Raw genomic sequence first — 14,664 nt, forward strand, 5'->3', positions numbered from 1 at the left:
TGTCACCGCCGGGCCGCGTGACCCCGTGCGCCGTGGCACCGCCGGTCGGGGTGACCTAACGTCGGCGGCACGCCGGACGCACAGCGTGGTGCGCCCGCTCCGCTCCGTACTCGCCTGCGAAGGTGGACAACGTGAAGGCAATCCGTCGATTCACCGTGCGTCCCGTCCTCCCCGACACCCTTCGACCCCTCGCCGACCTCGCGCACAACCTGCGCTGGTCCTGGCACGAGCCCACCCGGGTGCTCTTCGACTCCCTCGCCCCCGAGCGCCTGAAGGGCGCCGACCCCGTCCGGGTGCTGGGCGCCCTCGAAGCGCCCCGGATCGCCGCGCTCGCCGCCGACCGGGAGTTCCTGGCCCGGCTGGGGGCCGCGGCCGAGGACCTCGACAACTATCTGCACGCCCCCCGCTGGTACCAGGACCGGCCCGGGGACGCCCCCGCCGCCGTCGCCTACTTCTCGCCCGAGTTCGGCGTCGCCGCCGCCCTGCCGCAGTACTCGGGGGGCCTCGGCATCCTCGCCGGCGACCACCTGAAGGCGGCGAGCGACCTCGGCGTCCCGCTGATCGGCGTCGGCCTGCTCTACCGCCACGGCTACTTCCGCCAGTCCCTCGACCGCGACGGCTGGCAGCAGGAGCAGTACCCGGTCCTGGATCCCGGCGAACTGCCGGTGAGCCTGCTCAGGGAGGCCGACGGCGACCCCGCCCGGATCGCCCTGGCGCTGCCCGGCGGCCGCAGCCTGCACGCCCACATCTGGATCGCGCGGGTCGGCCGCGTCCCGCTGCTGATGCTCGACTCCGACGTCGAGGAGAACGCCCCCGGCGAACGGAGCGTCACCGACCGGCTGTACGGCGGCGGCAGCGAGCACCGGCTCCTCCAGGAGATGCTGCTCGGCATCGGCGGCGTCCGCGCCGTCCGCACGTACACCCGGCTCACCGGCACCCCCGCGCCCGAGGTCTTCCACAGCAACGAGGGTCACGCCGGCTTCCTCGGCCTCGAACGCATCCGTGAACTCCAGGGCGAGGGGCTCGACTTCGACAGCGCGCTCGAGACCGTCAGGGCCGGGACGGTCTTCACCACCCACACCCCCGTCCCGGCCGGCATCGACCGCTTCGACCGGAGCCTGATCGCCCGCCACCTCGGGGAGGACGGCGCGCTCCCCGGCGTCGACACCGGACGCGTCCTCGCCCTCGGCGACGAGACCCCGCTCGGCGGCGAGCCGGGGGTCTTCAACATGGCCGCCATGGGCCTGCGGCTCGCCCAGCGCGCCAACGGCGTCTCCACCCTCCACGGCGCCGTCAGCCGGGACATGTTCGCGGGGCTCTGGCCGGGCTTCGACGCCGACGAGGTGCCGATCGGCTCGATCACCAACGGCGTCCACGCCCCCACCTGGGTCGCCCCCGAGGTCGGCGAGCTCGGCCCCGACCCCGCCGACCGGGAGCTCTGGGAGCTGCGCCGGACTCTCCGGGAGCGGCTCGTGACCGACGTGCGGGAGCGGCTGCGGGCCTCCTGGCGGCAGCGGGGCGCGGCCGCCGCCGAGCTCGGCTGGACCGACTCCGTCCTCGACCCGGACGTCCTCACCATCGGTTTCGCCCGCCGGGTCCCCTCGTACAAGCGGCTCACCCTCATGCTGCGGGACAAGGACCGGCTCCGGGCCCTGCTCCTCCATCCCGAGCGGCCCGTGCAGCTCGTCGTCGCCGGCAAGGCGCACCCCGCCGACGACGGCGGCAAGCGGCTCGTCCAGGAACTGGTCCGGTTCGCCGACGACCCCCGGGTCAGGCACCGGATCGTCTTCCTGCCCGACTACGGCATGGAGATGGCCCGCGGCCTCTACCCCGGCTGCGACGTCTGGCTCAACAACCCCCTCCGCCCCCTCGAGGCCTGCGGCACCAGCGGCATGAAGGCCGCCCTGAACGGCTGCCTCAACCTGTCCGTCCTCGACGGCTGGTGGGACGAGTGGTTCGAGCCCGACTTCGGCTGGGCCATCCCCACCGCGGACGGCGCGGCCGCCGCCGACGAGGACCGCCGCGACGACCTGGAGGCCGCCGCGCTCTACGAGCTGATCGAGCGCCGGGTCGCGCCCCGCTTCTACGACCGGGGCGCCGACGGCGTGCCGGCCGGCTGGACGGCCATGGTCCGGCGGACCCTCTCCGACCTCGGTCCCAAGGTCCTCGCCGACCGGATGGTCCGCGAGTACGTCGAGCGCCTGTACGTCCCCGCCGCCGGCGCCCGCCGGGCGCTCACCCCGGACCGGGCGCGGGACCTCGCGGCCTGGAAGGCCCGGGTCCGGGAGGCCTGGCCCAAGGTGGCCGTCGACCACGTCGAGGTCGGCGACGGGCTCGCCGACGACCTGGCGGACGCGGAGCTCGGCGCCACCCCGGTGGTCCGGGTCCGGGTGGCCCTCGGCGAGCTCGGCCCCGACGACGTCGAGGTGCAGGCCGTCACCGGACGGGTCGACGCCGACGACACCCTCGCCGCCACCCGCACCGTCACCCTCAAGCCGGCCGGCGGACCCGACCTGGAGGGCCGGCTGCCCTACGCGGGCACCCTGGAGCTCGACCGGACCGGCACCTTCGGCTGCACGGTCCGGGTCCTGCCCGCACACCCGCTCCTCGCCCACCCGGCCGAACCGGGCCTCGTGGCCCTCCCGGAGGAGACGAAGGGCGAGGGTGCGGGCGTGCTCCTGCGATAGGGCGCGTGCCGGGATGCCCGGTGGACCGGACCGGATCGGCCCGGTCCACCGGACACCCCTACGGCACCTCGGACTTCCCGGCGAGGTGCCCGTCGACGAAGCACAGCCGGTACACCGGGATCGCGGCGAGCAGCGTGGACCGGTAGTACCGGCATTCGTCCATGCCCGGCGGCTCGGCGGGCACCCGGTGCGGCGGGCCGTCCAACGGCCTTTCGGGCAGGTCGTCCGCGAGCTCCGCGAGCGACTGCCCGATCCGCATCCCGGAGTAGTCCCCCGGCTCCAGGTACGACAGGTGCTGGGTCCACAGGGCGACCCCCGCCATCAGCGCCCCGAGCGCGACGAGCAGCGCGAGCGGGATCCAGATCGCCTGCGCCAGGCCCTTGCGCACCTGCCGGCGGGCCCGGTCCAGTTCCCGCGCCGAGGTGGGCGCGGCGGGCGCCGCCACCGGGGCCGGCGGGTTCCGCGGCAGTACGGCCTCCAGGACGAACCCGCCGTCCCCGCCCACCCGGTGGGTCAGCGTCCCGCCCGCGAGCCGCACCCGTTCGTCGAGCCCGACGAGCCCGGTACCGCCGGAGGCGGGTTCCGTCGGCGCGGAGTCTCCGCCGGGGGTGCCGGGGCCGTTGGACACCCGGACCAGGACGGTCGACGCGTCCTCGGCGACCGAGACCGAGACGGCGGCGCCGGGGGCGTGTCTGGCCGCGTTGGTGAGGCCTTCCTGCACGACGCGGTGCAGGGCGAGGCCGGGCATGCCCGTGAGGGCGGGCACGGGTGTCGTCGTGAGGGTCACCGCGAGACCGGACGCGCGGGCGCGGGCGGTGAGGTCCTCGACGGTCTCACCGGGAGGGGTGGTCGGGGCGGCGGTGCCCTCCTCGCGGAGGACGCCGATGACGTCCCGCAGCCGGGCCGTCGCGTCCGCCGCCGCGCGCCGCAGCTCGCCGGCGGCGAGCTGCTGGGCGGGGCCGAGCGCCGGATCGACCTCAAGGGCGCCCGCCCGGACCGCGATGAGGGTCAGGTCGTGGCCGAGGGAGTCGTGCATGTCGCCCGCGATCCGGGAGCGTTCGCGCAGCCGCTCGCGGTCGGCGACGGCCGCCTGCTCGCGCTCCATGCGGTCGGCCAGTTCCCAGCCGCTGCGCACCAGCCGGCCGTACTGCCGCACGTAACGGCCGGTCAGCCAGGGCGCGACGACGGCGAGCGCCAGCGCGAGCAGCAGCGTGAACCACTGACCGAGCGACGTGTGCGTGACCAGGGTCAGCAGCAGCCCCGCCGCGGCCACCGCCGCGAACAGCCACAGCGCCGCCCGGGTGTGCTCCTGCCGCCGCCCGGCGAGGTAGCCGAAGGCGATCAGGGCCAGGCTGTACGAGGGGGTGAACAGCTCCAGGGAGGCCGGCAGGCTCAACGCGACCGTCACCGCGATCGGCATCAGCGGCCACCGCCGGCCGACGGCGACGCAGCCGCCGAGCACGGTCACGCCGACGGCGACCAGGCCCCAGCTCCCGCCGTCGTTCGGGTCGGACTTCAGCAGGACGGGGACGCAGAGCAGCAGCCAGAGGCCCAGGTCGACGAGACGCTCACGCACCGGCGTCCCCGGGGACCGCGCCCGCCTCGTGGGCCAGCACCGCGAGCTGGACGCGGTTGCGCAGGCCGAGCCGGCTCAGGACGGCGCTCACATGCGCCTTGACGGTGCCCTCGACGACGTACATCCGGTCGGCGATCTCCTGGTTGGAGAGCCCGGCGCCGAGGAGGGCGACGACCTCCCGCTCGCGGCCGGTGAGCGGTTCGAGGCGGGCCCGCGCCTCGGCGGCGCGGGTGAACCGCTCGCCGCCGAGGGTGTCGATGACCCGGCGCGCCACGTCGGGGGAGAGCGCGGCGCCGCCGCCGGCCACCGCCCGCACGCCCGCGATGAGTTCGCGCGGATCCCCGGACTTCAGCAGGAACCCGCTCACCCCGCTGCCGAGCGCCCGGGCGATGTACGCGTCCTCGGAGAAGGTGGTGAGCATGACGACGGCCGCCCCGGGCAGCACCGCGCGCAGCTCCTCCGCCGCGCCCAGCCCGTCGAGCCGGGGCATCCGGATGTCGAGCAGCACCACGTCCGGCCGGTGCTCCCGGGCGAGTTCGACGGCCTGGTGGCCGTCCCCGGCCTCCGCGACCACCTCGATGCCGGGGTCGGTGGCCAGGATGGCCCGCACCCCGGCCCTGATCATCGTCTCGTCGTCGGCCAGCAGCACCCTGATCATCGGTCCAGGGTATGCAGACGCGCGGACGCCCGGAGGGAAGGTTCCCTCCGGGCGTCCGTCGGTTCATCTCACCGTGCTTCGGGCTGTGCCTTCCGGGCTTACGGGAAGGTCAGCTTGAAGTTGTTGATGTAGCCGGTGTCGATCGCGGCCTTGTCCTGGACGCGGAGCTTCCAGGCGCCGTTGGCGACCTCGGAGGAGGCGTTCACGGTGAACGTCTGCTGGATGTTGTCGGCGCTGCCGCCGGACGGCGGCTCGGTGCCGGGGCGGGAGCCGACGTTGATGGCGGCCCAGGCGTTCTCGACGGCCGCGACCTCGGGGCTGGTGGCGCCGTAGAGGGCCTTGGCGACGTCGACCGTGCCGGTGCGGGCACCGGCGTAGTTGGTCGTGGTGCCCCACTTGGTGGTGAGGGCCTTGAACCAGATCAGCTCGGCCTTGGCGCGGCCGATGCCGGTGACGGGCAGGCCGTCGGAGGTCGGCGAGTCGTAGGTGACGCCGTTGATCGTCTTCGTGCCGCTGCCCTCGGACAGCAGGTAGAAGAAGTGGTTCGCCGGGCCCGAGGAGTAGTGGACGTCGATGCCGCCGAGGCCCGAGTACCAGGAGTCCTTGGACGAGCCGTCCTTGCTCGGCTTGTCCATGTAGCGCAGCGGGGTGCCGTTGCCGCGGATGTCGATCTTCTCGCCGACGAGGTAGTCGCCCGGGTCGTTGGCGTTGTTGGCGTAGAACTCGACGGCCGCCGCGAAGATGTCCGAGGTGGCCTCGTTGAGGCCGCCGGACTCGCCGCTGTACTGGAGGCCGGCCGTGTTGGAGGTGACGCCGTGCGTCATCTCGTGCGCGGCCACGTCGATGGACGTCAGCGGCTTGGTGTTGTTCGAGCCGTCGCCGTACGTCATGCAGAAGCAGGAGTCCGACCAGAACGCGTTGACGTACGCGTTGCCGTAGTGGACCCGGGTGTACGCGCCGACGCCGTCACCGCGGATGCCGCTGCGGCCGTGCACGTTCTTGTAGTAGTCCCAGGTGAGCGCGGCGCCGTAGTGGGCGTCGGCGCCGGCCGTCTCCTTGTTGGACGGGAGGCCGTTGCCCCACACGTCGGTGGTGTTGCTGAACAGCGTCCCGGTGCCCGACGTACCGCCGTTGAGGTTGTACGTCTTGTGGTTGCCGCGGCCGGTGTCGGTCAGCGTGTACGAGGGCGCGGTGCCGAGGGTCACCTGGCCGCTGTACATCGTGTTGCCGGTGCCGGTCTCGATGGCCTGCCACTCGTACAGCTTCGCGCCGGTCTTGGCGTCGGTGACGACGTGCAGCTCGTTCGGGGTGCCGTCGTGCTGGAGGCCGCCGACGACGGTCTCGTACGCGAGGACGGGCGTGCCGTTGGCCATCCAGACGACCTTGCGCGGGGCGCGGTTGGTCTCGGCCTTGTCGGCGCCCTCGGCCTGCGCGGCGCTCAGGGCCTGCTTCGACGCGGCGGCCGGGGCGACGGTGGCGGTGGTGTCGACGTTCTTCAGCTCCGCACGGGAAGCCTTGGAGACGCTCTGGCGCACGCCGGCCTTGGACTCCTCGACGATCAGGTCGCCGCCGAGGACGGGCAGTCCGGCGTAGGTGCGCTCGTAGCGCGTGTGGGTCGTGCCGTCGCGGTCCTGCACGACGTCGCGGACGACCAGCTTCTCCTGGGCGCCGAGGCCGAGGGACTTGGCCGTGGCGGCCTTGTCGGCGTCGGCCGCCTTGATGAGCGCGATGCGCTCGGCGGGGGTGAGGTCGGCCGGGAGCTTGCCGGGGTTCGCCGAGGTGCCCTGCTGGGCCTGGGGGGCGATGCTCCAGGGGGTGTTCGCCGCGGTGGCGGAACCCGTTTGGACGCCGACGGCGATCATGGCGGCGGCAGCGATCAGAGCGCCGGTCGCGGTGGCGCGACGGCTGGGCGTGGATCTCACGCAGACTCCTTATGCGAGGGGGGTACCGGCGGACTTGGGTGAGCCCGTCCGGGCGGAGCAAGGGAGCTGTGGAGCACGTGCGGGTGAAGCGCTGAACATTGATGCGAAGAACCGGGGAGAGAGTGACAGGAATGACGGGGACCTGTCAGGAGCGCATCGACAAGTTGGCCGGAAATCGTCCGCTGCCCGTACGTCGGTGTTCGTTAACCGGACGTTTCGTCGATCAAGGCCGCGATGCCGTCCAACGTTCGGCGGAGCCCGAATTCGAAGAGCGTCTCCAGGTCCAGACCGAAGCCTCCCTCGCTGGTCACCGACGTCAGCTCCGGGTACGAGCCACCCGCCTGGATCGCGTCGAATCGTGGCTCATTCTGTTCCATCCACTCACCGTCGGAGATGCCCGTGTCCTGACGCGCCTGCTCCTCCAGGTCGTCCGCCATCGACAGGCCCTGGACGTAGGCGAAGATCAGCAGATGGGCGTGGAGCTTGTCCGCGGCCGACAGCCGCGTCCCGCGCAGCGACCGCAGCACCCACTCCGTGTACGCCATCGCGTTCGGCGTCGCGACCGGCCGCGTGAACGACGCCATCGCGTGCGCCATCCACCGGTGTCGGCGGTACACCGCGCGCAGCCAGCGCGCCCCCTGTTCGAGCCCCGTCCGCCAGTCCGCCGGCACCGGCCCCAACGGCACCTCGCCGCACGCCGCGTCCGCCATCAGCCGCACCAGCTCGGCCTTGCCCGGCACATGGCGGTACAGCGTCATCGTCGACACCCCGAGCGCCGTCGCCACCCGCCGCATGGTCAGCGCGTTCAGGCCCTCGGCGTCGGCGAGTTCGAGCGAGGCCGCGACGAGCCGCTCCCGCGAGAGGGGCGCCGCGTCCGGATCCACCGGGGCGACGACCACCGTGCCCACCCCCGGCTCCGGCCGCACCAGACCCTCCTGGCGCAGCACCGCGAGCGCCTTCGTGGCCGTGGCCATCGCCACCCCCCACTCCCGGGTGACGGCCCGCGTCGACGGCACCCGGGAGCCCGGCGGCAGCTCGCCGGTCCGGATGCGGCGGCGGAGCTCGGCGGCGATGGAGAGGTAGGGCGGAGTGGTCGGCACGGCGCGGAGTGTACTAGTGCGCACGGGACGGCGTACACCGCATTGACCTGCGCATTCGTGACCGCGGATCGAGGTGTACTAGGGCGGGAGTGGCGCCGTACATACGGGGCTGCTTCCTTCCCCGTATGACACTCACCGAAAGCCCCCGGCCCACGGCAGGACCCGACCGCGCGGGACGGCGCGAATGGACCGTCCTCGGCGTCCTCATGCTGCCGCTGCTCCTCGTCTCCATGGACGTCTCCGTCCTCTACTTCGCGATCCCCTCCATCGCCGCCGACCTCCGGCCCGGCGCGACCCAGCAACTGTGGATCCTCGACATGTACGGCTTCGTGCTCGCCGGACTCCTCGTCACCATGGGGGCCCTCGGCGACCGCTTCGGGCGCCGCAGGCTCCTCCTCGGCGGCGCCGCCCTCTTCGGCGTCGCCTCCGGCTTCGCCGCCTACGCCCACAGCGCCGGCGCCCTCATCGGCGCCCGCGGACTCCTCGGCGTCGCCGGCGCCTGCCTCATGCCGTCCACTCTCGCCCTGATCCGCACCCTCTTCCAGGACCCGGCCCAGCGGGCCAAGGCCGTCACCCTGTGGACGACCGTCATGGCGAGCGGCATCTCACTCGGCCCCGTCGTCAGCGGCGCGCTCCTCGAACACTTCTGGTGGGGATCGGTGTTCCTGATCAACCTGCCCGCGATGCTGCTGCTGCTCGTCCTCGGTCCCCTGCTGCTCCCCGAGTCCCGGCCGGCCGCGGCCGGTGCGCGGTTCGACGTCCTCAGCGCCGTGCTCTCCCTCGTCGCCCTGCTGCCGCTGATCCACGGCGTCAAGGAGCTCGCCAAGGACGGCTGGGCCCCCGTGCCCGCGCTCGGGGTGACCTTCGGACTGCTCCTCGCCCTCGTCTTCGTCCGCCGCCAGAAGCGGCTCGCCCACCCCATGGTCGACCTCGGACTCGTCCGGACCCCGGCCTACGGCGGCTCCCTCCTCGCCAACCTGCTCGCCATGGCCGCGACCGTCGGCTTCGCCGTCTTCCTCACCCAGTACCTCCAGTCCGTCCTCGGCCAGAGCCCCCTCGAAGCGGCCCTCTGGAGCCTCGTCCCCACCGGCGGCGTCGTGGTCGCCGCACCGCTCGCCGCGATGCTCGCCGGACGTACGGACCGGGCGCACGTCATGGCCGGCGGGTTCCTCGTCGCCGCCGCCGGATTCGGGTGGCTGACCACCATCGAGCGCGCCACGCCGTTCTGGGTGATCCTCGTCGCCAGTGCCGTGTACGCCGCCGGTCTCGTGTCCGTCATGACCCTCGCCAACGAACTCGCCCTCGGCGCCGCCCCGCCCGAGCGCGCGGGGTCCGCCACGGCCGTCCTCGAAGCCGGCCAGGAGCTGGGCGGTGCGCTCGGCATGGCGGTGCTCGGTTCCGTCGGCGCGGCCGTCTACACGGCCACGATGCCCGCGTCCGCGCCCGCCGAGGCCCGGGAGACCCTGGGCGGTGCGCTGGGCGGCTCCCCGGCCGTGCTCGACGCCGCCCGCACGGCCTTCGTCGACGCGATGGCGGGCGCGGCCGTGGGCGCCGCCCTGCTCGCCCTGCTCGCCGCCGGAGCGACCCTCCGGCTGCTGCGCCGGCGGACGTGAGACGGGCGGCGGCACAGGGGCCGCCGAACGTGGGACGGGTGGCGGCGAGGCCGGCGGACGTGGGACGGGTGGCGGCGAGGCCGGCGGACGTGGGACGGGTGGCGGCGGGGCGGGCCGGCCCGGGCCCGCCACGCCGCCGCGTCCGCTCGCCGGGTCAGCCCACCAGGCTGTCGCGCCAGGCCTGGTGGAGCCCGGCGTAGTGACCGTCGGCGGTGACCAGGGTCTGCGGGGTGCCGTCCTCGACGATGCGGCCGGAGTCCATGACGAGGACGCGGTCCGCCACCTCGACCGTGGACAGGCGGTGCGCGATGACGACGGCCGTGCGGCCGGCGAGGACGGTGTCCATGGCCTGCTGGACGGCGCGCTCGCCCGGCACGTCGAGGGAGCTGGTGGCCTCGTCGAGGATGAGGACGGCCGGGTCCGCGAGGAGGGCGCGGGCGAAGGCGACCAACTGGCGCTGGCCGGCCGAGATGCGCCCGCCGCGCTTGCGCACGTCCGTGTCGTAGCCGTCCGGCAGGTTCGCGATGAAGTCGTGCGCGCCGATGGCCTTGGCCGCCGCCTCGATCTCGTCGCGGGTCGCGTCCGGGCGGCCGATCGCGATGTTCTCCGCGACCGTGCCCGAGAAGAGGAAGGCCTCCTGGGTGACCATGACGACCCCGCGCCGGAGGTCCGGCGTCGTGAGGTCGCGCAGGTCGACGCCGTCGAGGAGGACCCGGCCCTCGGTGGGGTCGTAGAACCGGGCGAGGAGCTTGGCGAGGGTGGACTTGCCCGCGCCCGTGGCGCCCACGACGGCCACCGTCTGGCCCGCGGGGATCGTCAGGTCGAAGCGGGGCAGGACCTCGCCGCCCGTGCGGTAGGCGAAGCGGACCCCGTCGAAGACCACCTGGCGGCCCGGGGTCCCCGTGCGCCGGGGGAGCGACAGGGGCGTCGTCGTCTCGGGCACTCCCGGCTCCTGGGCGAGGAGACCGGCGATCTTCGCGAGGGAGGCGGCCGCCGACTCGTAGGAGTTGAGGAACATGCCGAGCCGGTCGATCGGGTCGTACAGGCGCCGCATGTAGAGCACGGCGGCGGCCAGGACGCCCAGTTCGAGCGAGCCGTCGGCGACGCGGTACGCCCCCCAGAGACACATGCCGGCGACGGCCGTGTTCGCGACCAGACGTGACCCGACGACGTAGCGGGCCATTTCGAGGAGGGCGTCGCCGTTGCTGTGTTCGTGGCGGCGGTTGAGGACGGCGAACTCGGCGTCGTTGGCCTCCTCGCGGCGGAACGCGCGGACCGGGCGGATGCCGTTCATCGTCTCCGCGAACTTCACGATCACGCCCGCGATCGCCGTGGACCGGTGGGTGTAGACCTCGCCGACGCGCCGGCGGTAGCTGCGGATCAGCAGGTACAGCGGCGCGAAGGAGACGACGGCCACCGCCCCGACGCCCAGGTCGAGCCAGAGCAGGACGAGGGAGATGGAGAGGAAGGAGAGGACGACGCCGACGAGTTCCTGGAGGCCCTCGGAGAGCAGCTCGCGCAGCGACTCGACGTCGGTGGTGGCGCGGGAGATCAGCCGGCCCGAGGTGTAGCGCTCGTGGAAGTCGACGCTCAGCACCTGGGCGTGGCGGAAGATCCGGCCCCGCAGATCGAGCAGGACGTCCTGGTTGACGCGGGCGGCGCCGCGCACGAAGACGTACTGGAGGAGCCCGGACAGGGCCGCGCACAGCAGGTAGCCCAGCGCCACCGCGACGACGGGGCCGTGGTCGCCGGCCCGGAACGCCGGCACGCCCCGGTCGATGGCGTACGCGACGAGCAGCGGGCCCGCCTGCACGGCGGCCTCCTTGACGAGGAGGACGAGCGCGGCGCACGCGACCCGGGTCCGGTGGGCGGAGAGGAGGGAGCGCAGGAGCGCGCCCGTCGCGCCGTGCGGGGCGGGCAGGTCGTCCTGGTCGAAGGGATCGGACGGCGGGGCCCCGTCCGCGGGCTTCTGCTCCGGAAGGGTTTCCGTCATCGCTTCTCCTGGTTCTCGCCGGACATCAGCCAGGCGTACTCCTGGCTGCTCCGCAGCAGTTCCTGGTGGGTGCCGACCGCCGCGATCCGGCCCCGCGACAGCAGCGCCACCCGGTCGGCGAGCATGACCGTCGACGGGCGGTGCGCCACGACCAGGGCCGTCGTCTCGCGCAGGACCTCCCGCAGGGCGGCCTCCACCCGGGCCTCGGTGTGCACGTCGAGCGCCGACAGCGGGTCGTCCAGGATCAGGAACCGGGGACGGCCGACGACCGCTCGCGCCAGGGCGAGCCGCTGGCGCTGGCCGCCCGAGAGGCTCAGGCCCTGTTCGCCGACCTGGGTGGCGGAGCCTTCCGGCAGCCGCCCGACGAAACCGTCCGCCTGGGCCACGCCCAGGGCGCGCTCCAGCTCCGGTTCCGCCGCGGTCTCCCCGGCACCCATGAGGACGTTCTCGCCGACGCTCGCGGAGAACAGTGTGGGCTCCTCGAAGGCCATCGACACCAGGGTCCGCAGCCGCGCGCGCTCCATCAGGGCGATGTCCTCGCCGTCCAGCAGGATCCGGCCCCCGGTCGCCTCGTGAAGGCGGGGGACGAGCGCGGTGAGCGTCGTCTTCCCGGAGCCGGTGCCGCCGACGAGGGCGAGGGTCTCGCCGGGGCGGATGTGCAGGTCGACGCCGTCCAGGACGGGCGGGGCGTCGTCGGGCGCGTCGGGATAGCGGAACGTCACGCCCTCGAACCGCACCCCGCCGGGGCCGTCCTCCGTGGACGCCGTCGGCGACGCGGTGTCCGGCTCCTCCTCGGCGTCCATCACCTCGAAGTACCGCTCGGTGGCGGTCGCCGCCTCCTGGCTCATCGCGAGCAGGAAGCCGATCGACTCCACCGGCCAGCGCAGCGCGAGCGCCGTCGACAGGAACGCGACGAGCGTGCCCGCCGACAGGTCGCCGTCGGCGACCTGCACGGTGCCCAGGACGAGGGCCGCCCCGATGGCCAGCTCCGGTACGACGGTGATGACCGCCCAGATCATCGCGAGCAGCCGGGCCTTCACCAGCTCGGTCCCCCGCAGCCGCTCCGAGAGCGCCCGGAAGGACTCCGCCTGGCTGCGGTGCCGGCCGAATCCCTTGACGATCCGGATGCCGAGGACGCTCTCCTCCACGACCGTCGTCAGATCGCCGACCTGGTCCTGCGCCCGGCGCGCCACCGTCCCGTACCGGGTCTCGAACATCGAGCAGACGATCACCAACGGCAGCACGGGCGTCAGCAGCACCAGCCCGAGCGACCAGTCCTGGGCGATCAGCAGTACGTACCCAGCGAGAATGGTCACCCCGTTGACCAGCAGGAACGTCAGCGGGAAGGCCAGGAACATCCGCACCAGCATCAGGTCCGTCGTCCCGCGCGACAGCAGCTGACCCGAGGCCCACCGGTCGTGGAACGCGATCGGCAGCCGCTGCAGCCTGCGGTACAGATCCGCCCGCATCCCCGCCTCGACCGCCGACAGCGGCCGCGCCACCAGCCACCGCCGGAACCCGAACAGCAACGCCTCCGCGACGCCCAGCAGCAACAGGTACAACGCCCCCCGCCACACGCCGCCCGGATCCCGCTCCGCGACCGGCCCGTCCACCATCCACTTGAGCACCAGTGGGATCACCAGCGACAGACACGACGCCACCACCGCCACCACGGCGGCCCCCAACCACCTCCCCCGCACGGGTCGCACGTACGGCCACAGGCGCAACAGGACGCGCACCGCCGACCGTTCCGGGGATTTCGGCGCACTCGCTGGGTTCACAGGCATCTCGGGCATCATGTCCGACCATACGGTTCACCCCTGACACGTCTCATCCGGTTTTCCGGCCTCCGGAAGCGCCCCGGAGGCGTCCCGTCCCGCCCGGGAGGCTCCCCGGTCTCCCTCCCGGCACCGCCTCCGGCCCCGGCCGCCCCCCAGTCGTCTCCATCTCGCCGTCATCTATGGCAAGTTGGTGGCGAGAACCGGACGACGGGAAGCGTCGGTGGAGATGACCGGGGGAGTGCGGTGTGGGTCCAGCGCTTCAGTACGGAGGAGGTGCCGGAGCGGGAGCGGTTCGGGTTCTGGCATGACGCGATGGCGACGGCGCTGATCCCCACGGTGATGGGGAGCGAACACGCCGACGCGTTCCGGGCCGAGGCACGCGTCGTGGACCTGGGAGCCGTGCAGGTCACGGCCCTGCGGTATCCGCCGCTCGTCACCCGGCGCACACCCCGGCTGATCCGCCGCGCCGACCCCGGCTACTACCAGGTGTCGCTGACCCTCAGCGGGGAGATGGCGATCTCGCAGGCGGGCCGGGACACCGCGTTCCGGGCCGGAGACCTGATGGTCTACGACTCGTCGCTGCCGTTCGTGGGTGTCACCCGGCACGCCACGGGCCGCCTCGACCACATCGTGGCCCAGTTCCCGAAGGAGCTGCTGCCGCTGCCCGCGCGGGAGGCGGAGCGGGTCGTTGCCCTGCGGATGGACGGGGGGAGCGGGTTCGGACGGCTGCTCGCCGGGTTCCTGACGACGCTCGCCGCCGACCCGGGGGCCTTCCGCCCCGAGGAAGGGCCGCGTCTGACGACCGTGCTGATGGACCTGCTCGCCGGGGCCGCCGCGGCACGGCTCGACGCGGAGGCGGCCCCCGCGCCGGAGAGCCGGCGCCGGGCCCTGTTCCTGCGCACCCAGGACTTCGTCCGCGGCCGTCTCGCCGATCCGGACCTCACGCCCGGGACCGTCGCCGCCGCGCACCACATCTCGGTGCGCTACCTGCACCGGCTCTACCAGGACGAGGGCCTCACCGTCGGCACGTGGATCCGTGACCTGAGGCTGGCCGGCGCGGCCCGGGACCTCGCGGACCCGGCCCTGCGCCGCACCCCCGTCCACGACATCGCGGTCCGGTGGGGGTTCCGTCACCCCGCCGCGTTCAGCCGGGCCTTCCGCGCGGCCCACGGCCGCAGCCCCAGCGAGCACCGGGAGTGCGCGCAGAGTCAATGAGCCGTGCGCCGTGGGCCAAAGACAGCGGCGACGGCCCCGCCCGACACTGTTCGGACGCGCGGGCCCGTCGCACGGGGGCTCAAGGGACGGCCCGCCGCACGGGTGCCCGTGTGGGCCGC

9 protein-coding genes are annotated in these 14,664 nt (G+C 73.7%); 3 read left to right on the plus strand and 6 right to left on the minus strand.

Annotated elements, in window-relative coordinates:
- Positions 1-131 precede the first annotated feature (131 nt).
- The gene (gene glgP / locus OO54_RS18355; protein WP_033204458.1) at positions 132-2,687 is read left to right on the plus strand and encodes an alpha-glucan family phosphorylase; all 2,556 of its coding nucleotides are present in this window, start codon (positions 132-134) and stop codon (positions 2,685-2,687) included.
- 58 nt (positions 2,688-2,745) lie between these two features.
- Here glgP and OO54_RS18360 read toward each other — a convergent pair whose 3' ends face one another.
- From OO54_RS18360 to OO54_RS18375, 4 genes are all read right to left on the minus strand, one after another.
- The gene (locus OO54_RS18360; protein ID WP_033204460.1) at positions 2,746-4,263 is read right to left on the minus strand and encodes a sensor histidine kinase; all 1,518 of its coding nucleotides are present in this window, start codon (positions 4,261-4,263) and stop codon (positions 2,746-2,748) included.
- On the minus strand, positions 4,256-4,921 hold the full coding sequence (locus OO54_RS18365; RefSeq protein ID WP_033204461.1) for a response regulator: 666 nt from the start codon (positions 4,919-4,921) through the stop codon (positions 4,256-4,258). Before OO54_RS18365 ends, OO54_RS18360 begins: the two co-directional genes overlap by 8 nt.
- A 98-nt stretch (positions 4,922-5,019) precedes the next feature.
- A complete protein-coding gene (locus tag OO54_RS18370) occupies positions 5,020-6,843 on the minus strand; it encodes a M4 family metallopeptidase (protein WP_033204463.1) in 1,824 nt (607 codons plus the stop codon).
- 203 nt (positions 6,844-7,046) lie between these two features.
- Positions 7,047-7,943, minus strand: a complete 897-nt coding sequence (locus OO54_RS18375) for a TetR/AcrR family transcriptional regulator C-terminal domain-containing protein (RefSeq protein WP_033204465.1) — start codon at positions 7,941-7,943, stop codon at positions 7,047-7,049.
- Between the two features lie 125 nt (positions 7,944-8,068).
- Between OO54_RS18375 and OO54_RS18380 the strand changes: the two genes are divergently transcribed.
- Positions 8,069-9,556 carry an MFS transporter gene (locus OO54_RS18380; RefSeq protein WP_078905251.1) on the plus strand — a complete coding sequence of 496 codons (1,488 nt, stop codon included), beginning with the start codon at positions 8,069-8,071 and terminating at the stop codon, positions 9,554-9,556.
- Between the two features lie 154 nt (positions 9,557-9,710).
- On the opposite strand, the gene OO54_RS18385 is transcribed toward OO54_RS18380, so the two are convergent.
- Both OO54_RS18385 and OO54_RS18390 read right to left on the minus strand, forming a co-directional pair.
- Entirely contained in the window at positions 9,711-11,549 is a 1,839-nt protein-coding gene (locus OO54_RS18385; protein ID WP_033204466.1) for an ABC transporter ATP-binding protein, read from the minus strand.
- On the minus strand, positions 11,546-13,348 hold the full coding sequence (locus OO54_RS18390; protein ID WP_399522770.1) for an ABC transporter ATP-binding protein: 1,803 nt from the start codon (positions 13,346-13,348) through the stop codon (positions 11,546-11,548). Before OO54_RS18390 ends, OO54_RS18385 begins: the two co-directional genes overlap by 4 nt.
- 225 nt (positions 13,349-13,573) lie before the next feature.
- On the opposite strand from OO54_RS18390, the gene OO54_RS18395 reads away from it, so the two are divergent.
- Positions 13,574-14,545 carry an AraC family transcriptional regulator gene (locus OO54_RS18395; RefSeq protein ID WP_033204467.1) on the plus strand — a complete coding sequence of 324 codons (972 nt, stop codon included), beginning with the start codon at positions 13,574-13,576 and terminating at the stop codon, positions 14,543-14,545.
- The last annotated feature ends 119 nt before the right edge of the window (positions 14,546-14,664 follow it).

The sequence above is a fragment of the Streptomyces wedmorensis genome, assembly GCF_000716445.1.
Taxonomy (GTDB): domain Bacteria; phylum Actinomycetota; class Actinomycetes; order Streptomycetales; family Streptomycetaceae; genus Streptomyces; species Streptomyces wedmorensis.

What these genes read in the sequence shown, in the direction of transcription:
- OO54_RS18365 (WP_033204461.1), bottom strand. Translation starts at nt 4,921, where the DNA reads ATGATCAGGGTGCTGCTGGCCGACGACGAGACGATGATCAGGGCCGGG.
- OO54_RS18380 (WP_078905251.1), top strand. Translation starts at nt 8,069, where the DNA reads ATGACACTCACCGAAAGCCCCCGGCCCACGGCAGGACCCGACCGCGCG.
- OO54_RS18385 (WP_033204466.1), bottom strand. Translation starts at nt 11,549, where the DNA reads ATGACGGAAACCCTTCCGGAGCAGAAGCCCGCGGACGGGGCCCCGCCG.
- OO54_RS18390 (WP_399522770.1), bottom strand. Translation starts at nt 13,348, where the DNA reads ATGATGCCCGAGATGCCTGTGAACCCAGCGAGTGCGCCGAAATCCCCG.